Raw genomic sequence first — 25444 nt, forward strand, 5'->3', positions numbered from 1 at the left:
TTCAGCTCCTTTGCGCACGCCAGCGGCCGGTTGCGCGTTCCAGTAATTTCATCAAGGCCGTCAGCACCAGGGCCATGCCAAAGTACATCAGCAAGAGCAGGGTGTAGATGGTGGTGCTGTCTTGGGTGAAATTGCGTATTTGTTCCGCCCGAAAGCTCAAGTCACCCAGGCTGATCAAGGAGACCAGGGCGGTATCTTTCAGGTTCTGAATCGCCAGATTGCCAAAGCTGGGCATCATTTCGGGAATGGCCTGGGGCAGGCTGATGCGCCACAGGGTTTGGCGATCAGTAAAGTCCAGGGCCTTGGCCGCTTCCAGTTGGGAATGAGGCACGGCTTGGATGGCGCCGCGCACGACCTCGGCACCGTAAGCCCCGATATTCAAGCCCAGGGCCAAGGTGCCCGCCACCACCGGATCAAGACGCCAGTCCAAACCCAGCGACTCACCCAGAATGGGCAGGGCGAAGTACAGCCAGAACAGCTGTACCAGTAAGGAAGTGCCCCGGAATACCTCAATCACCGTGATGGACAGGCTGCGCAGGGCAAAAGAGTGGGACAGGCGACCTATCCCCAGGGCAAAGGAGGCGATGGCCCCTAATACCGTTGAGTAAAACGTGAGTTGAATCGTGACCCAGGCCCCTTCCATCAGGGCCGAGCTGTAGCTTAACCAATCCATATCAAATTCCAGACAAGGGCGGGCGGCGCACCGTCGGTGCCTGGCCGACCCTTGTCAGGGGCCGCGCTGGCCAGTGCGGCCACCTCACCGGCAGGTGAAGGATCAGGCTTTACACAGCTGTTCCGTGGATTGTTCAAAAGAGTGCTTGGCATCCTCTTCGGTAAAGCCGTGCTTGCTCAGAATGGCTTTCCATTCGTCGGTTTTCTTGAATTCGGCCAGCTCTTTATTGACGGCATCACGCAAGTCCTGGGACTCGCTGGCAAAGGCAAAGCCGCCCCAGCTCCGTACCGGTTTGCCATTGATGATGGGATCTTTGAATTCGGCGGCCAGCTCCACTTTGCCCTTGCTCTTGGACGCTAGGTCACTGGCAGTCTGGCCGGTAGCGGCATAGGCATCGGCCCGGCCTGTGGACACGGTAGAAATTGCGTCAGCATTATTGGAGATAGTGACCATGCGATTGTCGGGCACTCCCAAAGCCTGCATCATCTCCAGCTGATCTGCACCGGCCATGATGGCAATGGTGTGATCGGTCTTGGCGAAGTCTTCGTAGGAGTGAATGTTCTTGGGGTTGCCTTTGGCCACCAGCAAGCCTTCCCCGTAGGAACTATTGGGCTCGGAGAACAGCACTTTTTCACAACGCGGCGGCAGGATCGCCATCTCGGCGGCCACCATATCAAAGCGTTTGGCTTGCAAGCCGGGGATGAGCGAACCGAAGTTGGCAGTTTCCCATTTGATCTCTTTGACGCCCAGACGCTCCATGATGGCTTGGGCCACTTCAGGGCCGGCGCCTTGAGCTTTGCCGGACATATCCATGTATCCGTAAGGAATTTCGTTAGCAACGGCGACGCGAATCACGCCGCGCTCTTTGACTTGTTCCAGGGTCACGGCTTGGACGCTGGAGGCGGTCGCCAAGGTGCCCAGCAGGGCAAGGGCCATCGCGTAGAGGGGCTTGGATTGTAGTTTCATCATGAGTCCTTTTTTCGCCTATACCATTTCGTTATAAATGATTTGTTTTACGAAAGATTTGCTAAGAAATCATAGCGCATAAAATCATTTGAACTCAAATTAAATGTGTAGAAACTATCAGGGCGCAGCGATGAGTAGTATTTATAAATAAGGCGGGAAACAGGGCTTAGGGAAAATGCGCGGTGTCTTGAAGGCGCGTTTTTACTATGCTCCCTAGGATTAAAGAGCGCTTACTTCGTAGAAAAGCGCCTATGTTCTGCATACCCTGGATCGATTCATAAATGAGTTTGGCGTGCCTGATGGCACGCCAACACCCTTTTAGAGGGCACGTAAATGCGGGCCCTCTACCCATGCTGGTTTGGGCTGCACATTTGCCAACAGGCTCTGTGTGGCCTTGCACGGTCTGGTGCCATAAGCGGCGCCAGTAGCCAAGTACCAGTGTCTGGCGGCTTCTTCTGATCAGAAGACCGGCCTGTGGCAAAAAAGTTGGTGGCTGCTTACTTAATGCAAAATCGTGGAGGCTCTATGAGCAGAGAAGAGGGCGGGTTTATACAGCGGCATTTGATATGGCTGCTGGTGGCTTTATTGGGGGCCTTTGCGCTGGGGACCGTAGCGCTGAGCAGGGGGGAGAGCATTAACGCCCTGTGGATTGTGGTGGCGGCTGTCTGCGTCTACTTGATTGCCTATCGTTATTACAGTCGGTTTATTGCACGCAAGGTCTTTGAGCTGGATGCCACGCGCATGACTCCTGCCTGGCGTCATAACGATGGCCTGGATTACGTCCCGACGAATAAGCACGTGCTCTTTGGGCACCACTTTGCCGCGATTGCCGGTGCTGGGCCGTTGGTCGGGCCGGTTTTGGCGGCCCAAATGGGGTATTTGCCCGGCATGCTCTGGATTCTGGCTGGGGTGGTCTTTGCCGGGGCTGTGCAGGACTTTACGGTTCTGTTCATCTCTATGCGTCGCGACGGGCGCTCCCTGGGTGATCTGATCAAGTCGGAGCTGGGTACGGTGCCCGGCGTGATTGCCCTGTTTGGTGCCTTCATGATCATGGTCATCATCCTGGCGGTGCTGGCACTGATTGTGGTCAAGGCGCTGATTAACTCGCCATGGGGCACCTTTACGGTGGCCGCGACCATTCCGCTGGCGATTTTCATGGGGATTTATCTGCGCTTTTTGCGGCCTGGTCGCATTGGTGAGGTTTCTGTCATTGGGCTTGTTTGCTTGCTGGCTGCCATTGTTTACGGCCAGGATGTTGCAGCTCATCCCGTCTGGGGGCCTTTCTTCACCCTGGATGGGGAAGAACTCACTTGGGCTTTGATCATTTACGGCTTTATTGCGGCTGTGTTGCCTGTCTGGCTGCTGCTGGCACCGCGTGATTACCTGTCTACCTTCTTGAAGATCGGCACGATTGTCGGTCTGGCCATCGGGATCGTGATTGTGGCGCCAGAATTGAAAATGCCCGCCACCACCAAGTTTATTGATGGCACAGGCCCAGTCTGGTCCGGCAGCTTGTTCCCCTTCCTGTTCATCACTATTGCTTGCGGGGCGGTGTCTGGTTTCCACGCTTTGATCTCCTCGGGCACCACACCCAAGATGATCGAAAATGAAACCCAGGCTCGTTACATCGGTTATGGCGGCATGCTGATGGAATCTTTTGTGGCCATCATGGCGCTGGTGGCCGCGTGCGTGATCGAACCGGGCATTTACTACGCCATGAACAGCCCGGCGGCCTTGATTGGCACTACGCCAGAGCAAGCCGCACAAGTGGTGTCCAGCTGGGGCTTTTTGATTACACCCGCAGACTTGACGCAGATGGCTAGCGATGTAGGCGAAAACAGCATTATTTCGCGTGCGGGCGGAGCGCCGACCTTGGCCGTGGGCATGGCCTTTATTTTGCATAACGTCATCGGCGGGCCCGCGATGATGAGCTTTTGGTACCACTTTGCAATTCTGTTCGAAGCCCTGTTCATCCTGACCGCGGTGGATGCGGGTACTCGTGCAGGCCGCTTCATGTTGCAGGATTTGCTGGGTACCTTTGTGCCGGGATTGCGGCGTACGGAGTCTTTGGTCGCCAACTTGATTGCGACTTCCCTGTGCGTGGCTGCCTGGGGTTATTTCCTTTACCAAGGCGTGGTTGATCCGCTGGGCGGCATCAATACCTTGTGGCCCTTGTTTGGTATTGCCAACCAGATGCTGGCGGCGGTTGCGCTGGTGTTGGGTACGGTGGTGCTGTTCAAGATGAAGAAGGACCGCTACGCCTGGGTGACGGTCGTCCCCACCATTTGGCTGCTGATTTGCACCTTGTTCGCCGGCTTTCAGAAGATGTTCCACCCCGATCCCAAGATCGGCTTTTTGGCACACGCCAATGTCTATCAAAAGGGTTTAGCTGAACAGACGGTAATGGCACCTGCTAAATCGCTGGGTCAAATGCAGCAGGTTATTTTCAACGATTACGTGAACTCCACTTTGTGCGGCTTGTTCATTTTCGTTGTCTTGAGCATGGTGTTTTTTGGTATTCGTAGCGTTTTGCAGGCCCGACGCACGAGCACACCGCATTCTGCGGAAACACCTTATGAAGCGTTGCCCGCTCAGGCAGCGGCAGGAGCGTGATATGAAAGGACTTTTAACCGGCGCCATCGCACGCAGTACCCAGGCAGGGCGGGGTACTGGTCGCTATCTGGCTACTACCTTGCGCCTGATGGTGGGCGTACCCAATTACGACACCTATCTGGAGCATATGCGGGTCAATCACCCGGATGAAAAACCGATGGATTACGCCACTTTTTTCCGTGAACGTCAGCAAGCTCGATACGGCGGAAAAGGGCGCATAGCGTGCTGCTAAATTAGGCGGCTAAGGGCCAGAGCCCTGTGTTCTGGCCCTTTCGCCTGGATTTGAGCAGTCAGTGATCAGGTATGTATTAAGATGTAAAAATAAGACAAACCGCCAGTCCAAACGATTTATCGTGGTTTTTCTGGATAACACGAAACAAAAGGGCCAATAAAAAATGCTAAACGAAATTATTATTTCGTTTGATGCTATTTTTTAACGACCTATTGGTATAAGTGTTTTGTGTAGAGCGGCTTTTGTGGGTGAATCTTGCTGAATTATTTGGCGATGAGTCTGGAACTGTGTTAGGATTTTTCACATGACTTTCGCAACCCCTGTTTTCTTTTTTTATTTTTATGCTTTTCCGATGCCGCTGGTGGAGGAAAGGACGGGTTGCACCAAACATAAGTAAGACCTAAATCCTGAAATAAGCCGCCAGCATCGTCCGGGCGGCTTTTTTTTTGTTTGCCCCCGGATCTGGCAAACCTACTGGAGTTAAATCGTGTCGCACAATACTGATGATTTACGGATTCGTGAAATTAAGGAGCTGTCCCCACCTTCGCATGTGATGCGTGAGTTCCCTTGTACGTCTGCCGTATCGACCACGGTTCATCAAGCTCGTCGCAATATTCACAACATTCTGCACGAGCAGGATGATCGCCTGGTTGTGGTGGTGGGGCCTTGCTCCATTCACGATACCGAAGCGGCCATGGATTACGCCCGCCGCCTGACGGTAGAGCGCAAGCGTTTTGCGCCCGAGCTGGAAATCGTGATGCGTGTGTACTTTGAGAAACCCCGCACCACCGTAGGTTGGAAAGGTCTGATCAATGACCCCAATATGGATGGCAGCTTCAATATCAATCAGGGTTTGCGCACCGCACGTGAATTGCTGCTGGCAGTGAACAAGCTGGATCTGCCAGCGGGTTGCGAATTTCTGGACATGATTACGCCGCAGTACATTGCTGATCTGGTTTCCTGGGGTGCTATTGGTGCCCGTACTACGGAAAGCCAGGTTCACCGCGAGTTGTCCTCGGGACTGTCTTGCCCCGTTGGCTTCAAGAACGGCACGGACGGCAATATTCGTATTGCCCTGGACGCCATCAAAGCCGCTTCCCAGCCGCACCACTTCCTGTCGGTGACCAAGGGCGGTCATTCTGCCATCGTGTCCACCGTGGGCAATAACGATTGCCACGTGATTCTGCGCGGCGGCAAAACACCGAATTACGATGCGGAAAACGTTGAATCCACCAGCCAGGCGATGATCAAGGCCGGCATGGTGCCGCGTGTGATGGTTGACGCCAGCCACGCCAACAGCAATAAAGACTACCGCCGTCAGCCTGAAGTGCTGGCCGATGTGGCTGGGCAGATTGCCGGTGGCGATATGCGCATCTGCGGCGTGATGATCGAAAGCCATTTGGTGGGCGGTCGTCAGGACGTGGTGGAAGGCAAGCCATTGACCTACGGCCAGAGCATTACCGACGGCTGCATTGATTGGGATGACACCCTGCTTGTGCTGGAGAAAATGGCTGAAGCCGTCCGCCAGCGTCGCAAGACACGAGTTGCACTTGAAGAGGGGGCGCTTAGCCACTCATAATAGGGTTTTGCCTTTTTGGAATGCTCATGAATGCTCCCGGTCATGCCGATCTAGCGCGGCGCCCTTTACCTGAAGGTTTCGTTGAAGCCTTGCAGGCTCAGTTCCAAGAGCGCTGCTCGCTTTCTCACGCTGTGCGTGAACACCATGGACGGGATGAATCGCCGTATCCACCCATGCTGCCTGATGTGGTTGTTTTTGCTCGCAGCACAGAAGAAGTGGCCTGGGTGGCGCGCCATTGCCATGAGCACCATGTGCCCTTGATTCCTTTCGGTGCCGGTTCCTCGCTGGAAGGGCACTTTCTGGCAATTCAAGGGGGTGTCAGCCTGGATCTGTCCGGCATGGACGAGATCGTGGCCATTAACGCCGAAGACTTCACCGCCACGGTGCAGGCCGGGGTTACTCGCATGGCTTTGAACGAGCATATCCGTGATACGGGCTTGTTCTTTCCTATCGATCCCGGTGCGGATGCCAGCCTGGGCGGTATGGCTGCCACTCGTGCGTCGGGCACCAATGCTGTCCGTTACGGCACCATGCGTGAAAACGTTTTGACCCTGACCGTCGTAACAGCGGACGGCCGCGTTATCCAGACGGCTAACCGTGCCAAGAAATCCTCGGCGGGTTACGACCTGACTCGCTTGTTCATTGGCAGCGAAGGGACGCTGGGTATCATCACTGAAGTGACGGTGCGTCTGTATCCGCAGCCTGAAGCCATCTCTGCCGCAATCTGTAATTTCTCTGATTTGCGCTCGGCTGTGCAAAGCGTGATTGAAGTCATCCAGATGGGTATTCCAATTGCCCGTGTCGAGTTCATGGACACGGCCGCTGTGCGCGCCACGAATGCCTACAGCAAGCTGAGCCTGAAAGAATCGCCCCTGTTGTTGTTTGAATTCCATGGCAGCCCCAGTGGCGTGCAGGAGCAGGCTCAGGTCGTTCAGGAAATCACGCGAGATAATGGCGGCATGGACTTTGAGTGGGCGGAAAAAGCGGAAGACCGCTCCCGTCTGTGGACAGCTCGTCACAATGCTTACTTTGCCGGTCTGCAACTGCGTCCCGGCTGTCGATCCAGCACGACGGATGTCTGCGTTCCAATCTCTGCCCTGGCCGAATGCGTGGCTGAAACGGCGGCTGATATGGACCAGGCCCCGTTCCCTTACACCATTGTGGGCCACGTCGGCGATGGCAACTTCCACGTGCTGATGCTGCTGGATGCAGATAGCCAGGAAGAGTGGGAAGAGTCCGAGCGTCTGAACCATCGTTTGGTGGAACGTGCCATTGCCATGCAAGGGACGTGTACTGGCGAGCACGGTGTGGGCTTGCACAAAATGGAGTTCATGTTGGCCGAGCACGGGCAGGATGCGCTGGATGTCATGAGCAGCATCAAAAAGGCGCTGGACCCGCATAACATCATGAATCCTGGGAAAATGTTGCCGCCCCGTCCTTTGGACTGATCGCGCTGCAGTTGATCCGGAAAGCCCAGGCCTTAGTCTGGGCTTATTTATGTGTGCCGTATAAACATCACACGGTTTTCCATAACCCTGACCGGCGCGCTGTCTGCCTGCAGATGCATCGGTGCAGGCGTACAATGCGTTTTTTAGTTAGTCAGGTGCGCTGCTTGCAAATTCGCTTTGTTTGAGCAGCCCCTCTCACTCTCATTGCAATGACTATTTCCACCAAAAAAGGTCGCGTCGTTATCGGTATGTCCGGCGGCGTGGACTCCTCCGTTTCAGCCTGGCTGCTTAAAGAGCAAGGCTATGACGTCGTTGGCCTGTTCATGAAGAACTGGGAAGACGATGATGATTCCGAATTCTGCTCCTCGCGTCAGGATTGGCTGGATGCGGCCAGCGTGGCCGATCTGCTTGGCGTGGAGATCGAGGCGGTTAACTTCGCTGCGGAATATAAGGATCGCGTTTTTGCGGAGTTCTTGCGGGAATACTCGGCCGGTCGCACACCCAATCCCGATGTTCTGTGTAATGCAGAGATCAAGTTCAAGGCCTTTCTGGATCACGCCATGACCTTGGGTGCGGACTGGATCGCCACTGGTCACTACGCCCGTGTACGTGGTGTCCCCATGGCTGGGGGCGGGACAGACTTTCAACTGCTCAAAGGTTTGGATGCGTCCAAAGATCAAAGCTATTTTTTGCATCGCCTGAATCAGGCGCAGTTGTCGCGCACCTTGTTCCCTTTGGGTGAGATCAATAAGCAAGAAGTACGTCGTATTGCCGAAGAACTGAAGTTGCCCAACGCGGCTAAAAAAGACTCGACCGGTATTTGCTTTATTGGCGAGCGTCCTTTCCGCGAATTTCTGAATCGCTACTTGCCCACTCAACCCGGCCCCATCAAAACCCCGGAAGGGCAGGTGCTGGGCCAGCACGTGGGCTTGGCGTTCCATACCTATGGTCAGCGTAAAGGCTTGGGCATTGGTGGTGTCAAAGGCAAACAAAGAGAGGACGGCACGGCTGATGCCTGGTACGCCGCCCGTAAAGACTTGGCTACGAACACCTTGTACGTGGTGCAAGGGCATGACCATCCCTGGCTGTTGCAGTCTGAACTGAAGGCCGAGCAGACCAGCTGGATCGCGGGCCACCCACCTGCATTGGGCCCCATTCACGCTAAAACTCGTTATCGCCAGGCTGATGCCGCATGCACCGTCTTGGCCGCCGAAGGGCAGAGTCTGTCTTTGCATTTTGATCAGCCCCAATGGGCCGTAACACCGGGCCAGTCCGTGGTCTTGTATGACGGTGATCGCTGCCTGGGCGGCGGCATTATTCAATAAGAGGCACGTATGGATCCCATTCTTGTCACCAGCTTGCTGGTGCTGGGTGCAGGCATAGGTCTGGCTGCAGGTCTGCTGGGGATTGGCGGGGGGATGATCCTGGTGCCGTTCCTGACCTTCTTGTTGCCACGCTTTGGTGTGCCACAGGACATGGCGGTGCACGCCTCCATTGCAACGGCGATGGCCACCATCCTGTTCACTTCCTTGTCCAGTGTGCGGGCGCACCATAAGCACGGCGCAATTCGCTGGGATGTGGTCAAGGTCATGGTGCCGGGCTTGATTATTGGCGGGCTGCTATCGGGCGGCGCGATTTTTGCCATGATCAACAGCACGGCACTGGCCATCGTATTCGGTATTTTTGTGCTGTATTCAGCCTCCAAAATGGCGCGCAAATCCACGCCGGTGCTAGGGCGATCCTTGCCTGGGCCTTTCTGGATAGCGGCCATGGGCGCCTTGATTGGGTTTATTTCGGGCTTGCTGGGTGCAGGTGGGGCATTCCTGTCCGTCCCCTTTATGCTGCGCGGCAATGTGCCGGTCCGTCAGGCCGTGGCGACCTCGGCTGCGCTGGGGTTTTTCATCGCCCTGGCCAATAGCGCGGGTTATATCTGGTCAGGGCAGGCTGCCTTGAGCGGTCAGCCTGGCATGATCGGCTTTATCTATTGGCCCGCTTTGTTGATCGTGTCGGCTACCAGTATTTGTACCGCCCCTTTTGGTGCCAGTCTGGCCCACAAAATCGACCAAACTACGCTCAAACGCATCTTTGCGGGCATGCTGACAGTCTTGGCGATTTACATGATTACACAGGCTATTCTTCAGGCCTGATCCCCTTCGCTTGGGCGCGGCACCACGCTTCGCCCAAGCTATCCAGCTCGGTCTGTGGGATCGAGCTGAACTCAGCTCCTTGCGTCCATTGAATTGCCTCCAGCAGCCGCGCTAGCGCATGGTCGCTTTCAGGCAAGGTGCTGCCGTAGGCTTGAAATTCATGCGTCATGTCCGGCCATACATCCAGGTGTATCAAGGCTCCTTGAGCCTGTGCCTCTTTAGCGAAGTCCCGAATCATGTCCACCAGGATCTCTTTGCCTCCCGCCTGTATATAGATGGGGGCCAGACCGTGCAAGGTTTGCGCAATTGGCGAGAGTTCGGCGTCAGTCCAGGCACCATCGCCCCTTAGCCATTGACCATATTGCAGGGTCTGGTAGCCCTGCACCATGTCATAGCGGTCGTGTCCAAACTGACTGGCTCCACGGCGGCCTATGTCCGTCCAGGGGCTGAGTGCCAGCGCAAGCGACGGTTGGGGTAGCCCTGCATCACGTAATGCCACCAGACTCATCAATACCAGATGCCCGCCCGCTGAGTCACCGCCCAGTACGAGTTGTTCAGGGCGCTGGTGCTCGAGCAGGTAGCGGTAGGCGGTCAGCACATCCTCTTGTTGGGCAGGATGTGCATGCTCGGGCGTCAGGCGGTAATCCAGCGCAAATATAGGCATTTGCAGTCGATGAGCCAGCAAGGTGATGAAGTGGCGGGAGGCAGCGGGGTAAAAGGCGTAGCCACCACCGTGAAAGTACAACAAGGTTTTCGAGCTGTTATGCCTCTCTGGGATGAACCAGTGGCCGCGTGGCTCTAGGGAGCCGCTGTTTTTTATCTGCACGGGAAGACCAGGCTCTGCAATCGTGTACAGACTGTCGAAGTAAGCCCGGCTTTGCGGCATCGTTCCCATCGCGAAGGCGTGGTTGAATTGTTTACGATAAAACAGCGTGGCTATTTCAAAAGCGATAGACCAGCCTGGTACCAGGGGCCGGCCAATAGCGCGTCGAGCGAGTACGTTCAAGGTAGTGGCAAGCAGGCTGGCCGCACTGCGGTAGCGATAAGACCATGGGCCTTGAGAAACTGTTTTGGGCATAAGGGTGAGCGTCTGAAGTAGGATGTGAGAGCTTTCAGTGTGCTCCGGCCCTTGCGGGTTCAGATAGAACGGAAACGACCTCTCATGTCTACTTATCCTGGCGCTCGACTCCATTATCCGCATCGCAATCTTGCGGCCTGCATCCATGTAGGCGTGGAACGTGATACTCGTGGCGTCACCCTGCAGGATGAGCAGCGTCTGAACTTCTACCCGGCTTCACCCTTGGCCGTGATCTCGTGGATTTTCCATGGGCGCTTGCAGATGGTTTCGATGCCGTCAGATGAGGTTCCCCCCGTATTGTCTGAAGCCTTGCCGAAGCTGGTGTTTTCGGGCCCGTCACGTTTGCCCGCAGTGAGTTGGTCGCCCGGCGCCGTGCATGCGATTTCAATTGGACTGTATCCCGATGCCCTGAGCGCTTTGGGCGTGCAGGCTCGTGACTATATGGATGCCGTGCTGCCTGTAGAGGACGTGCTGCCGGAGGCGGTTTGCCGGACCTTAGAGCAGGTGCAAGAAGGTGAAGGGGAATTATTTCAGCGTGTTGAATGCGCACTGGCCTCTGTGTTTGAGTCCGCATCGTACAGCGGGAGCGCGATGAGTATGAACCAGTGGCTCACGCATCTGCGGACCCGGCTTGCTTGCTCGCGTGCTGGAGTCGGTTTGCGCCAGATGCAGCGGCAGATCAAGCGCTGGGCTGGGCAAAGCCATCGTGATCTGGAGCTCTACGTGCGAGCCGAGCGGGCTTTTGCTTTGGTACAAAGCCACGACGCGCCGGTCTGGTCGGATATCGCTTTGCAAGCGGGGTACAGTGACCAGTCTCATTTTGGGCGGGAGGTTAAAAGAGTATCTGGCTTTGCACCTGCTCAGTTAGCGCGGCGCATGCAGGTGGACGAGGCCTTCTGGATGTACCGTTTGCTGGGTGAGCGCTAAAGCAGCAGACATAAAAAAACCCATTCAAAAGAATGGGCCCTGGCTTGCTAATGCAGCACTCACTGAATAGGCGGCAGTGTGCTGGCAAACGAGGGACGCGCTTGGAGTTTTTCGTCCAGACGTTGCAAGTTGCCATACTGCGAGCGCCAGTCCAGTTCAGGAAAGCGCAGATCCAGGTATCCCAGCGCGCAGCCTACAGCAATATCGGCCAGGCTAAAGCTGGTGCCGGTGCAGAAGGACTGGTCACCCAGGGTATTGTTCATGGATTGCAGTGCAGCGGTAATCTTGCTGTTTTGGCGATCGATCCAGGCGGGCAGGCGGAGCGCTTCGGGACGGCGGTTTTCGACCACGATGGCAACGGCAGCATCCAGCAAGCCGTCCGCAATGGCTTCCCAGCACTTTACGGCAGCGCGATCACGTCCAGCTTGGGGAATCAGGCGGCCGACGGGCGAGAGGGTATCCAGATACTCGACGATCACGCGGGAGTCAAACAGGTTTGCCTGATCATCCATAATCAGACAGGGGACTTTGCCCAGTGGATTGTGCTTCAGAATATCGCTGTCATCGGCCCACACATCCTCCAGAATCATCTCGTAATCGAGCTTTTTTTCCGCCATGACTACACGCACTTTGCGCGCGTATGGACTTGTTAGGGAGGCTAGAAGTTTCATAAAAAGCTATCAAAAGTTGCAGGCTCAAAAAGTATAGCAGGAACCTATGGGCGAACGCCCCGCGGGCAGGGGTCTGCCCCCTCGCGTGGAACAATGTCCGAAAACTGTGGTTTATTCGTCAAACCGTCCTGGAGCAGGATCATTCTGACCATGCCCTGAACAGCTGGCGTACGAGCACTTGTACGCAATGTTAGAATGCGGGCTGACTTTATTCCCCCTTCTTTTCTGTAGAACGATGCACATAGCCGATACCCTGAGCACTCTGAATGCCTTGTCGCCATTGGACGGGCGTTATGGCAGCCGTACAGCCCCCTTGCGTGGACTGTTGTCTGAAGCCGCATTTATGTGGCATCGCGTGGAGGTCGAAGTGGCCTGGCTGATCGGCTTGTCCGATGCCGGCCTGCCTGAACTGCCCGCGTTTACGTCCGAAGCCCGCGAGGTGCTGAAAAGCCTGGTGCAAAATTTCTCGGAAGAGGACGCTGCTCGGATCAAGGCCATCGAACGCACGACCAACCACGACGTGAAAGCCGTGGAATACTGGCTGAAAGAAAAAGTGGCCGATCACGCTGAACTGGCCGCTGCGGCCGAGTTCATCCACTTTTCCTGCACCTCCGAGGACATCAACAATACCTCGCACGCCTTGATGCTGACGCGTGCTCGCGAACAGGTGATCTTGCCTCAGCTGCAGGAAGTATGTGATGCGATCAAGGCCCAGGCCCATATGCATGCTGCTCAGCCTTTGCTGTCGCGCACACATGGTCAGCCTGCCAGCCCCAGCACCTTGGGTAAAGAATTCGCCAACGTGGCAGCACGTTTGCAAAACGCCATTACCGCCATTGCTGCCGTTCAGCCCTTGGCTAAATTGAATGGCGCAACAGGCAACTACAACGCCCACTTTTCTGCTTACCCGGAAATTAACTGGCCCGAGTTCAGCAAGAGCGTGCTGGCGGGCCTGGGTCTGACCCAGAACGTCTACACCATTCAGATTGAACCGCACGACTGGATGGCTGCTTTGTTTGACGCCATTGCGCGCGCCAATACCATTCTGTTGGACTTTAACCGTGACGTCTGGGGTTACATCTCCCTGGGTTACTTCAAGCAGCGCCTGAAAGAAGGCGAGATCGGTTCGTCCACCATGCCGCACAAGGTCAACCCCATTGACTTTGAGAACTCGGAAGGCAACCTGGGCCTGGCCAATGCCATGCTGCGTCACCTGTCCGAAAAGCTGCCTATCTCTCGTTGGCAGCGTGACCTGACTGACTCCACCGTCCTGCGTAACCTGGGCGTGGCATTGGGTTACAGCGTGGTGGCGTATGACGCTTGCCTGCGCGGTGTGGGCAAACTGGAATTGAACGCAGCGGCTGTCGATGCCGACATCGATGCGTGCTGGGAAATTCTGGCCGAGCCGGTGCAGACTGTGATGCGCCGCTACGGTTTGCCCCAGCCTTACGAGCAACTCAAAGAACTGACACGTGGCCGTGGTATTACTCAAGAGGCCCTGCGCGAGTTCATCAGCGGTCTGGAGTTGCCTACAGACGCTAAAACGTATTTGCTTGAGCTAACTCCACGCAGCTATTTGGGCGTCGCAGTACAGTTGGCTCGGGCAATCTAAATCCTCAGGGGTGCGTCACTACGCGGTGACGCATCTTGAGCGGATTTGCAGAGCCAGTGCTTTATGAAGTGTTTTATGTTTCATCACACAGGAGTTCTCATGAAAAAAATTGCGTTTTTGACTGCCGCCGCTGCTTTGTGCGCCGCGTTTGTCACGCCCGCCTCCGCCCAGTTCGCCAAGCCTGAGCAAGCTGTGAAATACCGTCAATCCAGCATGGCTTTGATCGGTTCGCACTTTGGTCGTATGGCTCCAGTAGCCAAAAAAGAAGCTCCGTATGATGCGGCTGCTATCGCCAAAAACGTGGAAGTCTTGACGGTTCTGGCAGCGTTGCCTTGGGGCGCTTTTGGTGCTGGCACCGAAGGTGGCGAGACCAAAGCAGAAGCCTGGAGCGATGCTCAGGGTTTCAAGCAAGCCACAGAAGATTTCAACTCGGCCATTGGCAAGTTGAAAGTCGCTTCCGAGTCTGGCGATTTTGATGCGTTCCGTGTCGCTTTCGGCGATGTGGGCAAGTCGTGCAAGACCTGTCATGACGCTTACCGCAAGGAAAAATAAGTTTGTGGTGAGCGCATGAAAAAAGCCCTCGAAAGAGGGCTTTTTCGTTTAGGCCTGTGCCTGTGTTTGAACGGGGCAGTTTGCCTGCAAGAAAGATAATCAAGAATCATGATCAGGACTCAATGTTGATAACCTGTTTCACCGTGGGTGCGGATATCCAGACCTTCGCGTTCATGATCGGCATCGACACGTAGACCACCGCAAACATATTGGGCAATTTTGAACGCAATCAGGGCGGCAATACCGGACCAGACTAGCGTGACCAGAACCCCTTCCAGTTGAATCCACAGCTGCATCCAAATGCTGTTGCCAGCGGCAGTACCCGGGCCACCCAGAACAGGCGAGTTGAACAGACCTGTGAGCAAAGCGCCCACAATCCCGCCCAGACCGTGAATACCAAATACGTCCAAAGTATCGTCTGCACGCAACCAGCGTTTTAAGCCATTCACGCCCCACAAGCAGGCCAGCGATGTAATAAGGCCAATGGCCAATGCGCCAGACGGAGCTACAAATCCGGCTGCGGGGGTAATGCCGACCAAACCTGCAATGGCACCCGAACACGCACCCAGCAAAGAGGGATGACCTTTGCTGATCCACTCACCCAAGGTCCAGGCGATCACACCGATTGCTGCTGCCAGCATGGTGTTAAAAAAGGCCAGGGTAGCGTTTTCGTTGGCGGACAGAGCCGAGCCTGCATTGAAACCAAACCAGCCCACCCACAGCAAGGCAGCACCGATAAAAGTCAAAGGCAGGTTGTGAGGCGGCATGGCTTCACGACGGTAGTTCAAGCGAGGCCCAACCAGCCAGGCACCCACCAAGCCTGCAATACCGGCATTGATGTGTACAACGGTGCCACCAGCAAAGTCCAGTGCCCCACGGGAGTTGAGCAAACCGCCTTGTTGTTCATCAGCAAACCAGACCATATGGCAAATGGGCAGATAGGCCAGGGTGAACCAGATGACGGTAAAGACCAGAATGGCTGACAAGCGTGCGCGTTCCGCCAGACTGCCAACGACCAGAGCGCAAGTCAGACCGGCAAAGGTGGCCTGAAAGGACGCAAAGAGCAGTTCAGGTAAGGAACCCGACATGGAAAACTGCTGGTCAGCGGCGTTGAACATACCGTTAAACAGCACCTTATCGAAGCTGCCGATAAAGGGGTTGCCGGCCGTAAAAGCCAAGGAATAGCCATAAATGAACCACAACACTACGCCCAGGCAGAACACCAGCAAGGTCTGGGACAACATGGACAAAGCATTTTTTTGACGCACCATACCCGAATAAAACAGGGCCAGGCCCGGCGCGGCCATCATCAGGACTAAAAGCGTGGATACCAACATCCACGATAGGTCAGCGTTGTTCATGAGAGGCTCTCCGATTACAGGGCTTGCTCATCGCATTCGCCGGTGCGGATGCGGATGACATGGTCCAGCGGCTGGACAAAGATCTTGCCGTCACCAATACGGCCGGTGCGCGCGCTGTTTTGAATGGCTTCTAGAACGCTTGGCAACTGCTCGTCCGGGATAGCCAGTTCAATGCGGATTTTGGGTAGAAAATCCACCGCATATTCCGCACCGCGGTAAAGCTCGGTATGACCTTTCTGACGGCCAAACCCCTTGACCTCTGTCAGTGTCATGCCCTGTATGCCCAAATCGGAGAGGGCCTCGCGTATCTCGTCAACCTTGAAAGGTTTGACGATGGCGGTAATCAATTTCATAGGTGTTCCTGAAGTAAACACAGGCAAGCCAGCCTTGGGGATGCAAAGGAACACCGAGAGGGGTAGGAGACGGTTGAGAGGGGGCCAGCCGGGACGGATAATCCTGGCAGATGGCTTGAGTGCAACCGGGCGATGCCGGGTAGAGCGACTCTCCGGCTGTCAGCAAGGTGTGTGACAGCGCGAACGCAAGTAGTAGGCAAGCGGACCTGTGTTGTAGGTTGAAGAGCAACACAATTCCGGCAAGGCGAGTAAGCTAGCTAGGCACGTGACCCCGGTCTTGCCTAGTCGGTGGGCAGCGAGATAACAGCAGCGCTCTGTGACGCCTGTCTCCGCTCATCTCACCACCGCAGGAACAACGACTATGGAAAAATAATATATGCTGCGGCGCAACAAGTGCGCGCTATGTGCGGATTTTTTTTTAATAGTCTTAACTTTGCAACATTTTCCTGCAGCAAAGTGGCTCTCCGAATCAAGCACAAGGCTAGTGCAGGGCAGTGGTATTTTCCCCGCTGCCCTGATAGTTAGCCTGCATTCCCTGTGCGCTGCGGCCTGGATCGGCTGCCTGTCAGTCCTTGGGTTTGCTAGGCGGTTCATTGCCCGGGATCTTCTTCGGGTCAGGCTCTGGATTCGGCGTTTTTCCAGGGGGCGTGGTGTCGGGAGCTTTGGTCGGATCAATAGCACTTAGCATGACAGTCTCCTGATTTGAAAGACCTTTTAGCCTATCGGATTTTCCTTGCCGCTAAAGTAAACAACTATGACAATCCCTTTCCTGCTCAGCGCTTGATGGTGGTTTTAAATATCGCTAGGCAGGGTTTGAGCTTGTCTTATTCAGCGTCGATCAAGACAGCCGGGGAAGGAGGGGCAATGCTATGATCAAACCCCTTGAAAATAGCAGATTGGTGCCTTGAGGTGCGAGTTGGAAAAGTTGCTCTTGGCCTGGAGAATGTTCTCTCACATCAAGTCATGACGCAGGCGTCGCCTATGGGGGAGAACTGCGCAATTCTGGCTACTTAGCAGTATCGGTGGTGATCCTCGGCTTAAGGAGCCCCGCATGAAGCACATCAGGACGGATGCCCTTCATCCCCAAGAGCGCCAGCGCTATTGGGAAAGCGCCATTTCGAATTTGTATACCGTGACTGCGGTCCAGGTGCAGGATCTATCCCATTTCTATGGGCGTATCGCTTGGCGCAAACTGGGCGATGTGCTGTTCTCCGATATTTCGACTTCCCGCAGCCGGGTGCTACGTGAAGATCGACATATCAAACGTGCTGAGCAGGACATTGTCCAGATCAACTTTCAATTGCAAGGCAAGGGGCTGCTCAAGCAAGATGGCCGTAGCGCCTTGACGCATCCTGGCGAGATCGTCTTGTACGACAGCGCGCGTCCCTACGAAATGTGTTTTGAGGGCGACTCCCGCCAGATATCGGTCGATTTTCCACGTCATCTGTTGACTGCCCGTTGCGGGCATCTTGAGCATCTGGTGGCGCGTCCCTTTTCAGGTAGCGCGGGGGCGGGGCGGTTTTTGTACAGCTATGTCACCAATCTGGTGCTGCAGTCTTCAGAAGAAGACTGCCTGCTTGCCGGTCAATTGCAGGAGCATTTTTTTGACTTGCTGCTGACGGCTTTCGCCAGTGTGATCCAGGACGGGCCTGCCGCGCCCTCCAAAAGCCGGGCTGCCACTCTGAACCGTCTCAAAGCTTATCTGACTCAGAATCTGAACAATCCCGAGCTGACGCCGGGGATGGCGGCTCAGGCCATGGGGATTTCTCTGCGTACGCTGTATAGCTTGTTCGAGAACGAGGAGCAGACTGTCTGGAACTACATTCAGTACGCCAGGCTGGATCGCAGCCGCGCCGATATTGAGAACATGGCGATGTTCAGTCGTTCTTTGAGCGATATCGGCTTTTCCTGGGGATTTAATGACGCCGCGCATTTCAGTCGTGCGTTCCGGCGGCGTTTCGGGGTCACGCCCAGCGAGTGCCGCGCTGCCAGGAAGTCCTGCTTGTCCTGAGTTGTGTGACGATTGGCACTGCGTGCAGGCAGGATCAAGCTGTCCTGCACGGAGAGGCCAAATAGGCGCCAAATCCATCGATAAGATGAGTCTCCATACCTATAAAACAGGAGACAGGGATGAGCTTGGCTTACGACGCGTCATTAAAGAAATTTTCGAATGTTTTTCATCTTTCCAAGCTGGAAACCTCCAAGGGGACAAATTACATCCCGGGTGGTTTCAGCCGCCGGACTTTCGCCTATGGCCCCCATGCGATCTTTGCTCAACGAGGCGAAGCCCAATATTTGCACACCATAGAAGGCGTCAGGCTGCTTGATCTGAACAATAATTTTTCTACCAATGTGCTGGGTCACAACCATCCAGCCATCATGGCAGCGATTCAGGAGGCCTTGCCCAATGGTTTCTCGTTCGGCAACCCGATTGATGCTGAGCTTGATCTGGCCCGGCTGCTTTGTGAGCGAATTGCCTCAATAGAGCAGATCAAGTTTTTCTGCTCCGCCAGCGAAGCCTGTCTGGGGGCAGTGCGTATCGCCAGGGGTTATACGGGCAAGCAGAAAATCGCCAAGTTTGAAGGTGGCTACCATGGCTTCACGGACGATCTTGCTATTTCGGCGCACCCGGATCCAAACGACTCTCCAGGCCCTGATCAGGACCCTAGGCCTTTACCTGATTCGCAAGGCATTCCTTCATACAAAAGCGAGCATGTCGTCATTCTGGTGCAGAACGACTTCGAGACTTGCGAGCGCATTCTGCGAGCCAATGCAGGCGAGATATCTTGTGTGCTGATCGAGCTGCAGGCTGGTGCGGGCGGTATTGTCGAGCTGGATCAGCAGTTCGTTACGCAGTTGCGGGTGCTCACCAAAGAGCTGGGCATCTTGCTGATTGTTGATGAGACCGTCACTCTTCGTGCGGCTTATGGTGGCTTGCAAGGCGTGTACCAAGTGACGCCGGACTTGACAGTGCTGGGTAAGATTATCGGCGGTGGGCTGCCCATTGGCGCGGTCGGCGGGAGCCGGGAGGTGTTCCGTGTAGTGGAAGAAAACCGGGTCATGATGTCGGGGACCCATCACGGGCATCCTCTTGCCTGCACGGCGGGTATCGCCTGCATGCAGGCGCTGGATGAAACCGCCATTCAACGCCTGAACAGCATGGCAGCGCGCATCAAGAGCGAGCTGACTTCCTGGGCGGATCAGCAGGGCTATCCCCTGACTTTGATAGGCGGGTTTTCCGTGATGGGCTACGCCTTGACCAAAGCAGCCGGTCAGCGCATCACCACGCATAGAGACTACTGGAATAAGGTCGATGATGACAGCATGGGTATCTACGCGCTGGAAATGGCTGCCAGAGGGTATTTTCCGGTGCATCGGGGGCAGATTGGTTTGACCTTGCCTATGACTGATGATGATGTGACGGGCTATATCCAGACCAGTCAGGAAGTGATCAGCCTGATCTACGGTAAAGGTTAAGCGCTTGCACAGGCTGACGCTTAGGGATGAAGAGGCGTCAGCCAGAGCAGTGTGGGAAAGAGCTGGGTAGCGCTGCCGTGGGTCGATGCGTGCAGACGCAAAAAAGCCCGCTGCGAAGCGGGCTAATTTACAGTTTTACGGAAAGTTTCCCGTAAATCGCAGGATGGTTGGTGGGTCGTGACAGACTCGAACTGTCGACCAATGGATTAAGAGTCCAGTGCTCTACCAACTGAGCTAACGACCCTCGTTTCCTGCGAAGAAAAAGATTATAGAACGGAAATTATGCTGCACAAGCTATGGTTACATAATTTTACGTTTATCAGGAAGCGGGGTCTGCTCGGGTGAAGGTGTCACAGGTTTTCAATTGCCCGCTTTTGTAGCCTTCCATGAACCAGGCCATGCGCTGTTGCGAACTGCCATGGGTGAAAGAATCCGGCACAACATAACCTTGTGATTGCTTTTGCAAGGTGTCGTCGCCAACGGCCTGCGCCGCATCCAGTGCAGAGCGTATATCGCCTGGCTCCAGAATCTGGCGTTGCGCGTCTGCATGGTGTGCCCAGATACCAGCGTAACAGTCTGCCTGCAGTTCCAGGCGGACGGACGCCTGACGTGCCTGAGAAGCCGAGCCGCTGCGGCGGGCTTCATCAACACGGCGCATCATGCCCAGTTGGTTCTGAACGTGGTGGCCGACTTCGTGAGCGATCACATAGGCGGGGGCGAAATTGCCCTTAACGCCCATATTGCGTTCCATCTCGGTGAAAAATCCCAAGTCTATATAGAGCTTTTGGTCGGCGGGGCAGTAAAAGGGGCCCATTGCCGATTGGCCTGATCCACAAGCGGTAGGCGTGGCGCCTCGATACAGCACCAGAACCGGATCACGATAACTGCCATTCGTCTGCTGCGCGAATACGCTGCGCCAGACGTCCTCCGTTTCGCCCAGAATTTTCGAGATGGCTTGGCCTTGAGCATCCGAGCTGGCAACCGGCTGGGATTGCGGGGCACTGCTAGGGCCATCGGCCAGATTCAGCACGACGCTGGGATCGACGCCAAAGTACATGGCCACTAGCGCCAATACCACTGTCCCCAAACCGATTTTGCCGCGACCCAGGCGTGGCCCATTTGCACGGCGGTCCTCGACATTACGGCTGGAGCGAGATTTATCCAGACGCATCACGCTCTCCTTGATTTTTAAAACGTCAATGTACTCTGATTTCAGGTCCCGGGCTGTGGCATTTTCGATTCTTGTCATCCCTGCTTAGCCAGGGGGCTTAAATTATCCCACCCTGACAAGTCATTGAATTGATTGTTCTAATGTGACTTGTCCAAAGGCTATCCCCGCGCTTGCCCACTGAAAATGTGGATAAGTGGATAAGTAAGTGGGGCTGACACTGGGGTATGCTATTTTCCTCAGGGCGTACCCTACTGGAGAGCGAGTATGTTGGGAGGAACCTTGTTGGCCTTGCGTGACCATGCCCGAGTCCGGGCAATTGGGGCGGTCATCGCTCGATACGGGATTGGGGATGTGATGCATCGTCTGGGGCTCTCGGAGCTGATGCCCGGAGCCAAGGCCTTACAACAAACGGAGATGCCGGAACGCTCTGCTCCCGAACGTCTGCGACGAGCGCTGGAAGAACTGGGGCCTACCTTTATCAAGCTGGGCCAGATCCTGGCGACTCGCAATGACTTGTTGCCGGAAGAGTGGACCCAGGAACTGGAAAAGCTGCAGGGACACGCCGCGGCCGTGCCTTGGGACACTATACGTCCCGAACTGGAGTTAGCGCTGGGCCAAACGGTAGAGCAGGCCTTTGCTCGCTTTGATACTCAGGTGCTGGCATCGGCCTCCATGGCGCAGGTGTACCGCGCCTGCCTGCATGATGGAACGGAGGTTGTGGTCAAGGTGCAGCGGCCTGGCTTGGAGCCTTTGATTCGGGCAGACCTGCGTTTGCTCAAACAGATTGCCCGTCTGGTTCAGCAGCAAGGCTTGCTGCCTGAGTACCGTCCTTACGATATCGTGCGTGCCTTGGCCGATGCCATCGCAGACGAACTGGATTTCACTCGTGAGGCGGCCAATACCTTGGCTGTACGCGAGAATATGGCATCTTTCAAAGACATCGTCATACCGCGTGTGCATATGGAGTGGACTAGCGCGACCGTGATGGTGCAGGACTTCGTGCCTGGGGTTTCGCCTATTAAGGAAGATCAACTGCTGGCAATAGGCGCCGACCGTCCCTTGCTGGCTCGTCGTGGTGCCCTGGCGTTTTTGCACATGGTGCTGGAGGATGGCTTGTTTCACGCCGATCCTCATCCGGGCAATATGATGGCCTTGCCAGGCGATAAAGTCGCCTTTATCGATTTTGGTCTGGTGGGGCATTTGACGGAGCGACGGCGTCAGCAGCTGATGGTTTTGCTGCGAGCCATTGTGGACGGGCAGGCTGATGGCGTAGCTACGACCTTGCTGGACTGGTCGGGTGCAGAGGATTTTGATTGGACTCGGCTGGAAGAAAGCTCGCAGCGTTATGTAGCCCGGCAAAGCAGCGGCTTATTGTCGATATCAGCGGCATTGCTGGACTTTATGGCCTTGGCACGAGAAAACCATCTGATCTTGCCGCCGGATTTGGCTTTGCTGTTCAAAGCCTTTATCACGGCTGATGGCGTCTTAAAGCGCCTGGACCCACAGTTTGATGTGGTGGCTGTTGCGCAGCCCGTAATCATGACACTGATGCGCAAGCAGTATTCGCCAAGGCGTGTCTATGCGGACTTGCAACGCAGCTTGCTGGAGTCGCGTCAGTTGGCGATGGATGCCCCCCAGTTAATACGATTGCTGATGCACCGGGTGCGTCAGGGCAAGATTTCAGCGCGTATTCAAATTGAAGGTATGCCGCGTTTGGCCTCGGCCTTGGAAAAGGCGGCGACACGTTTAGCGATTGCAATTGTCACGGCCGCTTTTGTGCTGATTCTTGGGCCGGTCCTGGTGACGCGTGGCCCTTCCTGGTTAGGATTGACCATTTTTAGCTGGGCCGGTTTGCTGGCAGCCTTGGCAGGTTTGGTCTTGGTCTTGTGGGGATTTTGGCGACGGCGTTAAGAAAGAGTTTCTGCGCCGCCGCTTTTTGGGTACAGAGTGCTCAAGCGGCTAGTCTCAGTCCAGTTTAAAAGACGGCTAGCAAAAATGCGGCTCAGCCCAAACAGTCCCCGCATTATCCCCAGGTTTATGCACAGGTTCTGGGGATAAGTCGGGCCTTACATAAAGTCGTCCATACCACCGCCCACTGGTGCCAGACCCGTCAGCCAATACACGCCCCAGGCAATCAATGCAGCAATGACAAGAGCGAGAAAACGGCTTTTCCAACTATCCTGGCTTGCAGGCAGGGCGGGTTCGCTAGGAACAGGCATGGTGCCTTTGACCATGACGCTGGTTAATTTCTGACCACGCAGCACGCGATACAGGAAAATAGCGACGATATGCAAGCCAATAATGGCCAGCATGATCCATTCGTTGGCTTTATGCAGACCCGTCAGGGTTTTGGACCAGTCACTGCTCAGGTAGGCCAGGGGGCCGCTGGTGAAAATGTCGTCGTTCGCAAATAAGCCCGAAACAGCTTGAAAGCCGAACACAATCAACATGATCCACACGGACCAGGCACCGATGGGGTTATGGCCGGGGTAGACCGCCGGCTTTTCACGCAGGTAGCGCAAGCTGCGCACCGGATTGGGAAGGAAATGGCTAAAGCGCGAGTAGTATCCGCCAATCAATCCCCAGACCAAGCGAAACGTCAGCAGGCCCAAGGCCAGCAGTCCAAAGCGGACGTGCCAGTCCATCCATAGACCGCCTAGCTTGATGGTCACAAAACAGCCTACGACGCTGATAACCAGCAGCCAGTGGAACAGGCGGGTTGGTAAATCCCAGACGAGTAAGGGGCGAGTCGAAGAGGGCTGCATAAGGGAAAATCCGGAGAGACGTAAACACTTGATTATAGACAGTGTTTTTTTCCTGGGCTTTGTCCCTGGTCAGATTTTTGTCTATGGTGCGGCTTGGCGGCGCTTGCGCAAACTGATTTTGCGACCGTCGTAACGGTATTCGTCAATCAGGGCCGGATTGTCCAGGCTGGGTGTTTCCATGATCAAGGTCTGACCATGGTTGCGCACGCGAATTTGCGAACTGCACGAGCCAAAGGCGGGCGAGACGGTATAGCCTTTGGAAGACACCGTGACCCAGTGGTACATGATTGAACAACCACCTAAACCATTGTCTACCGAGATCAAAGCAGTCTGGGTGTGTTGCTGCTTGAATGCGTAGGGAATATTGATCAAGCCCTTGAGCTCCGGGGCGATCACTTGGGCATTGAGTTGCAACTGTGCTTCATAGACATAATCGCTTTGGCTGACCTGCAATTTGCCGTAGGGGCTGTCCAGACTTAACTGTGATGGCGGCTGAGGCCAGGTCTGGCTTGCCGAACTGTGGGCGACAAAAGGCTGCAGAGCCAGCGAGAGCCCAATCACAAGATAACGAATAAGGACCTTAGAGGCAGGCATGATCGATCAAGTCTGATGATGATTCGAGCAGTAAGCAGAAAACTTAGGGCAAGAGATCATCTGTATTTGTAAGTTTCATAACATTTTATGTATTTTCTTGTTGCGTAGAATACCGGATAGCAGAAAATTTCGCTATAAGGATAGGGACATAAGGTTTTTGTTGCGCATATGTGTCATAGGAAGAGCGGCTAAATTAGTCCTGCAAAGCAATATGTCCTAGGGTTAAAGAATCAGGCTGAATTGGGCTATTATTGCTAGGTTGCCCCGGATGGGGCCAAGCCGCATTTCTTCGTTGCAGCAGAGACTTATTATGCAATCCATCCCGGATGCCGCACTGGTGGCAGAATCGGACGCTACGCTTTCTCAGGATCAGGCCAAACCCGGCACCTTATTGGACTATGTCAGTTCCAGCCGTTTGCCAACCCCGTGGGCCGTCTTTCAAATCCACGTATTTGTAGAGCGCAGCAATCAAAAAGAACACGTATTGTTGACCTTGGGTAATGTGGCCGATGGCGAGCCCGTTCTGGCTCGTGTTCACTCCGAATGTTTGACGGGCGATGCCCTGTTCAGCTTGCGCTGTGATTGCGGCCCGCAGTTGCAATTGGCACTGGAGCGCATTGCCAAGGAAGGCCGTGGTGCCTTGATGTATTTGCGTCAGGAAGGCCGGGGCATTGGCCTGCTGAACAAGATTCGTGCTTATCACCTGCAAGACGAGGGTGCGGATACCGTTGAGGCAAATGAAAAGTTGGGCTTTCCGGCTGATATGCGTCGCTACGATATCTGCAAGGATCTGCTCGATCACGCCGGTATTCAGAAGCTGCGTTTGATGACCAATAATCCGCGCAAGGTAAAGACCTTGCAGGAAATTGGCATTGATGTGGTGGAGCGCGTCCCGCATCAGATCGAGGGGAACCCGTTCAACGCCAGTTATCTGGATACCAAACGTGTGCGTTTGGGTCATTGGCTGGAGACGGACGAGTAAGCTTGATCGCTATATTGGGGCCTGACACATTGTCTGCTCAGGTCCGGTAGCGTGCAGGGCGCACAAAAAGCAGCCTCTTGCAAAGCGGGATCGACGATCCTTATTTGCAAGAGGCTGTTTGTCTTTGGGCTAAGCGCAATGGGATATATGTACGGCTCAAATAAAAAACAGGCTCAGTTCCATTTACGGAGCTGAGCCTGCCTGCGATAGTCATAGCCCGGGTCAGCCAGGGCTACGCTGCGG

At 55.1% G+C, this 25444-nt stretch carries 22 protein-coding genes and 1 tRNA gene; 13 read left to right on the plus strand and 10 right to left on the minus strand.

Translation table 11 applies throughout. From position 1 onward, the window contains the following. Position 1 precedes the first annotated feature (1 nt). Both ehuC and ehuB read right to left on the minus strand, forming a co-directional pair. The gene (gene ehuC / locus AC1RSM_RS02150) at positions 2 to 673 is read right to left on the minus strand and encodes an ectoine/hydroxyectoine ABC transporter permease subunit EhuC (protein ID WP_492929027.1); all 672 of its coding nucleotides are present in this window, start codon (positions 671 to 673) and stop codon (positions 2 to 4) included. Between the two features lie 102 nt (positions 674 to 775). Beyond that, complete coding sequence (gene ehuB / locus AC1RSM_RS02155; protein WP_492929029.1) at positions 776 to 1642, minus strand: ectoine/hydroxyectoine ABC transporter substrate-binding protein EhuB; 867 nt, start codon at positions 1640 to 1642, stop codon at positions 776 to 778. A gap of 522 nt (positions 1643 to 2164) precedes the next feature. On the opposite strand from ehuB, the gene AC1RSM_RS02160 reads away from it, so the two are divergent. The 6 genes from AC1RSM_RS02160 to AC1RSM_RS02185 all read left to right on the plus strand — a co-directional run bounded on the left by AC1RSM_RS02160 (position 2165) and on the right by AC1RSM_RS02185 (position 9658). After that, the gene (locus tag AC1RSM_RS02160) at positions 2165 to 4252 is read left to right on the plus strand and encodes a carbon starvation CstA family protein (RefSeq protein ID WP_492929032.1); all 2088 of its coding nucleotides are present in this window, start codon (positions 2165 to 2167) and stop codon (positions 4250 to 4252) included. Position 4253: 1 nt separating this feature from the next. After that, positions 4254 to 4484: a YbdD/YjiX family protein gene (locus AC1RSM_RS02165; RefSeq protein WP_492929033.1), complete on the plus strand. Its 231-nt coding sequence runs from the start codon at positions 4254 to 4256 to the stop codon at positions 4482 to 4484. A 484-nt stretch (positions 4485 to 4968) separates the two neighbouring features. After that, entirely contained in the window at positions 4969 to 6063 is a 1095-nt protein-coding gene (aroG, locus tag AC1RSM_RS02170) for a 3-deoxy-7-phosphoheptulonate synthase AroG (RefSeq protein WP_492931415.1), read from the plus strand. 26 nt (positions 6064 to 6089) lie between these two features. Next, positions 6090 to 7511, plus strand: a complete 1422-nt coding sequence (locus tag AC1RSM_RS02175; protein WP_492929035.1) for an FAD-binding oxidoreductase — start codon at positions 6090 to 6092, stop codon at positions 7509 to 7511. 209 nt (positions 7512 to 7720) lie between these two features. Continuing rightward, a complete protein-coding gene (gene mnmA / locus AC1RSM_RS02180; RefSeq protein WP_492929036.1) occupies positions 7721 to 8836 on the plus strand; it encodes a tRNA 2-thiouridine(34) synthase MnmA in 1116 nt (371 codons plus the stop codon). 9 nt (positions 8837 to 8845) lie between these two features. Then, the gene (locus AC1RSM_RS02185; protein WP_492929038.1) at positions 8846 to 9658 is read left to right on the plus strand and encodes a sulfite exporter TauE/SafE family protein; all 813 of its coding nucleotides are present in this window, start codon (positions 8846 to 8848) and stop codon (positions 9656 to 9658) included. On the opposite strand, the gene AC1RSM_RS02190 is transcribed toward AC1RSM_RS02185, so the two are convergent. After that, on the minus strand, positions 9642 to 10736 hold the full coding sequence (locus AC1RSM_RS02190) for an alpha/beta hydrolase (RefSeq protein WP_492929040.1): 1095 nt from the start codon (positions 10734 to 10736) through the stop codon (positions 9642 to 9644). The two genes, AC1RSM_RS02185 and AC1RSM_RS02190, sit on opposite strands and share 17 nt — an antisense overlap. Before the next feature lie 84 nt (positions 10737 to 10820). Here AC1RSM_RS02190 and AC1RSM_RS02195 point away from each other — a divergent pair, with 84 nt between their 5' ends. Next, complete coding sequence (locus tag AC1RSM_RS02195) at positions 10821 to 11663, plus strand: AraC family transcriptional regulator (protein WP_492929042.1); 843 nt, start codon at positions 10821 to 10823, stop codon at positions 11661 to 11663. A 59-nt stretch (positions 11664 to 11722) separates the two neighbouring features. Here AC1RSM_RS02195 and AC1RSM_RS02200 read toward each other — a convergent pair whose 3' ends face one another. Then, positions 11723 to 12334 carry a glutathione S-transferase family protein gene (locus AC1RSM_RS02200; RefSeq protein ID WP_492929045.1) on the minus strand — a complete coding sequence of 204 codons (612 nt, stop codon included), beginning with the start codon at positions 12332 to 12334 and terminating at the stop codon, positions 11723 to 11725. 235 nt (positions 12335 to 12569) lie between these two features. On the opposite strand from AC1RSM_RS02200, the gene purB reads away from it, so the two are divergent. Together purB and AC1RSM_RS02210 are read left to right on the plus strand one after the other, a co-directional pair. Continuing rightward, positions 12570 to 13946, plus strand: coding sequence for an adenylosuccinate lyase (gene purB / locus AC1RSM_RS02205; protein ID WP_492929047.1), 1377 nt, complete (start codon positions 12570 to 12572; stop codon positions 13944 to 13946). 99 nt (positions 13947 to 14045) lie between these two features. Then, positions 14046 to 14498 carry a c-type cytochrome gene (locus AC1RSM_RS02210; protein ID WP_492929050.1) on the plus strand — a complete coding sequence of 151 codons (453 nt, stop codon included), beginning with the start codon at positions 14046 to 14048 and terminating at the stop codon, positions 14496 to 14498. 119 nt (positions 14499 to 14617) lie between these two features. Here AC1RSM_RS02210 and AC1RSM_RS02215 read toward each other — a convergent pair whose 3' ends face one another. Together AC1RSM_RS02215 and glnK are read right to left on the minus strand one after the other, a co-directional pair. Continuing rightward, the gene (locus tag AC1RSM_RS02215; RefSeq protein WP_492929051.1) at positions 14618 to 15859 is read right to left on the minus strand and encodes an ammonium transporter; all 1242 of its coding nucleotides are present in this window, start codon (positions 15857 to 15859) and stop codon (positions 14618 to 14620) included. 14 nt (positions 15860 to 15873) lie between these two features. Next, entirely contained in the window at positions 15874 to 16212 is a 339-nt protein-coding gene (gene glnK, locus AC1RSM_RS02220; protein WP_492929053.1) for a P-II family nitrogen regulator, read from the minus strand. Positions 16213 to 17263: 1051 nt separating this feature from the next. Here glnK and AC1RSM_RS02225 point away from each other — a divergent pair. Next, positions 17264 to 18223, plus strand: a complete 960-nt coding sequence (locus tag AC1RSM_RS02225) for an AraC-like ligand-binding domain-containing protein (protein ID WP_492929055.1) — start codon at positions 17264 to 17266, stop codon at positions 18221 to 18223. A 119-nt stretch (positions 18224 to 18342) separates the two neighbouring features. After that, the gene (locus AC1RSM_RS02230) at positions 18343 to 19689 is read left to right on the plus strand and encodes an aspartate aminotransferase family protein (protein ID WP_492929057.1); all 1347 of its coding nucleotides are present in this window, start codon (positions 18343 to 18345) and stop codon (positions 19687 to 19689) included. Positions 19690 to 19857: 168 nt separating this feature from the next. On the opposite strand, the gene AC1RSM_RS02235 is transcribed toward AC1RSM_RS02230, so the two are convergent. Together AC1RSM_RS02235 and ypfJ are read right to left on the minus strand one after the other, a co-directional pair. Continuing rightward, positions 19858 to 19933: transfer RNA gene (locus tag AC1RSM_RS02235), tRNA-Lys, on the minus strand. 75 nt (positions 19934 to 20008) lie between these two features. Continuing rightward, positions 20009 to 20860 carry a KPN_02809 family neutral zinc metallopeptidase gene (ypfJ, locus tag AC1RSM_RS02240; protein WP_492929059.1) on the minus strand — a complete coding sequence of 284 codons (852 nt, stop codon included), beginning with the start codon at positions 20858 to 20860 and terminating at the stop codon, positions 20009 to 20011. A gap of 264 nt (positions 20861 to 21124) precedes the next feature. Here ypfJ and AC1RSM_RS02245 point away from each other — a divergent pair, with 264 nt between their 5' ends. Then, on the plus strand, positions 21125 to 22771 hold the full coding sequence (locus AC1RSM_RS02245) for an ABC1 kinase family protein (protein ID WP_492929061.1): 1647 nt from the start codon (positions 21125 to 21127) through the stop codon (positions 22769 to 22771). 155 nt (positions 22772 to 22926) lie between these two features. On the opposite strand, the gene AC1RSM_RS02250 is transcribed toward AC1RSM_RS02245, so the two are convergent. After that, positions 22927 to 23625 carry a cytochrome b/b6 domain-containing protein gene (locus AC1RSM_RS02250; protein ID WP_492929064.1) on the minus strand — a complete coding sequence of 233 codons (699 nt, stop codon included), beginning with the start codon at positions 23623 to 23625 and terminating at the stop codon, positions 22927 to 22929. Positions 23626 to 23706: 81 nt separating this feature from the next. Next, entirely contained in the window at positions 23707 to 24219 is a 513-nt protein-coding gene (locus AC1RSM_RS02255) for a hypothetical protein (RefSeq protein WP_492929066.1), read from the minus strand. Positions 24220 to 24529: 310 nt separating this feature from the next. On the opposite strand from AC1RSM_RS02255, the gene ribA reads away from it, so the two are divergent. Next, positions 24530 to 25201, plus strand: a complete 672-nt coding sequence (gene ribA, locus AC1RSM_RS02260; RefSeq protein WP_492929068.1) for a GTP cyclohydrolase II — start codon at positions 24530 to 24532, stop codon at positions 25199 to 25201. Positions 25202 to 25444 lie beyond the last annotated feature (243 nt).

This window comes from Alcaligenes sp. GW821-FHT11D07 (assembly GCF_058808495.1).

Excerpts from the sequence above, each read along its gene's own strand:
- AC1RSM_RS02215 (WP_492929051.1), bottom strand. The coding sequence starts at position 15,859 with ATGAACAACGCTGACCTATCGTGGATGTTGGTATCCACGCTTTTAGTC.
- AC1RSM_RS02210 (WP_492929050.1), top strand. The coding sequence starts at position 14,046 with ATGAAAAAAATTGCGTTTTTGACTGCCGCCGCTGCTTTGTGCGCCGCG.
- AC1RSM_RS02165 (WP_492929033.1), top strand. The coding sequence starts at position 4,254 with ATGAAAGGACTTTTAACCGGCGCCATCGCACGCAGTACCCAGGCAGGG.
- AC1RSM_RS02230 (WP_492929057.1), top strand. The coding sequence starts at position 18,343 with ATGAGCTTGGCTTACGACGCGTCATTAAAGAAATTTTCGAATGTTTTT.
- AC1RSM_RS02185 (WP_492929038.1), top strand. The coding sequence starts at position 8,846 with ATGGATCCCATTCTTGTCACCAGCTTGCTGGTGCTGGGTGCAGGCATA.
- ehuC (WP_492929027.1), bottom strand. The coding sequence starts at position 673 with ATGGATTGGTTAAGCTACAGCTCGGCCCTGATGGAAGGGGCCTGGGTC.
- mnmA (WP_492929036.1), top strand. The coding sequence starts at position 7,721 with ATGACTATTTCCACCAAAAAAGGTCGCGTCGTTATCGGTATGTCCGGC.
- AC1RSM_RS02255 (WP_492929066.1), bottom strand. The coding sequence starts at position 24,219 with ATGCCTGCCTCTAAGGTCCTTATTCGTTATCTTGTGATTGGGCTCTCG.
- AC1RSM_RS02160 (WP_492929032.1), top strand. The coding sequence starts at position 2,165 with ATGAGCAGAGAAGAGGGCGGGTTTATACAGCGGCATTTGATATGGCTG.
- ribA (WP_492929068.1), top strand. The coding sequence starts at position 24,530 with ATGCAATCCATCCCGGATGCCGCACTGGTGGCAGAATCGGACGCTACG.
- purB (WP_492929047.1), top strand. The coding sequence starts at position 12,570 with ATGCACATAGCCGATACCCTGAGCACTCTGAATGCCTTGTCGCCATTG.
- AC1RSM_RS02190 (WP_492929040.1), bottom strand. The coding sequence starts at position 10,736 with ATGCCCAAAACAGTTTCTCAAGGCCCATGGTCTTATCGCTACCGCAGT.
- AC1RSM_RS02195 (WP_492929042.1), top strand. The coding sequence starts at position 10,821 with ATGTCTACTTATCCTGGCGCTCGACTCCATTATCCGCATCGCAATCTT.
- AC1RSM_RS02250 (WP_492929064.1), bottom strand. The coding sequence starts at position 23,625 with ATGCAGCCCTCTTCGACTCGCCCCTTACTCGTCTGGGATTTACCAACC.
- ehuB (WP_492929029.1), bottom strand. The coding sequence starts at position 1,642 with ATGATGAAACTACAATCCAAGCCCCTCTACGCGATGGCCCTTGCCCTG.
- AC1RSM_RS02245 (WP_492929061.1), top strand. The coding sequence starts at position 21,125 with ATGTTGGGAGGAACCTTGTTGGCCTTGCGTGACCATGCCCGAGTCCGG.
- AC1RSM_RS02200 (WP_492929045.1), bottom strand. The coding sequence starts at position 12,334 with ATGAAACTTCTAGCCTCCCTAACAAGTCCATACGCGCGCAAAGTGCGT.
- ypfJ (WP_492929059.1), bottom strand. The coding sequence starts at position 20,860 with ATGCGTCTGGATAAATCTCGCTCCAGCCGTAATGTCGAGGACCGCCGT.
- glnK (WP_492929053.1), bottom strand. The coding sequence starts at position 16,212 with ATGAAATTGATTACCGCCATCGTCAAACCTTTCAAGGTTGACGAGATA.
- AC1RSM_RS02225 (WP_492929055.1), top strand. The coding sequence starts at position 17,264 with ATGAAGCACATCAGGACGGATGCCCTTCATCCCCAAGAGCGCCAGCGC.
- AC1RSM_RS02175 (WP_492929035.1), top strand. The coding sequence starts at position 6,090 with ATGAATGCTCCCGGTCATGCCGATCTAGCGCGGCGCCCTTTACCTGAA.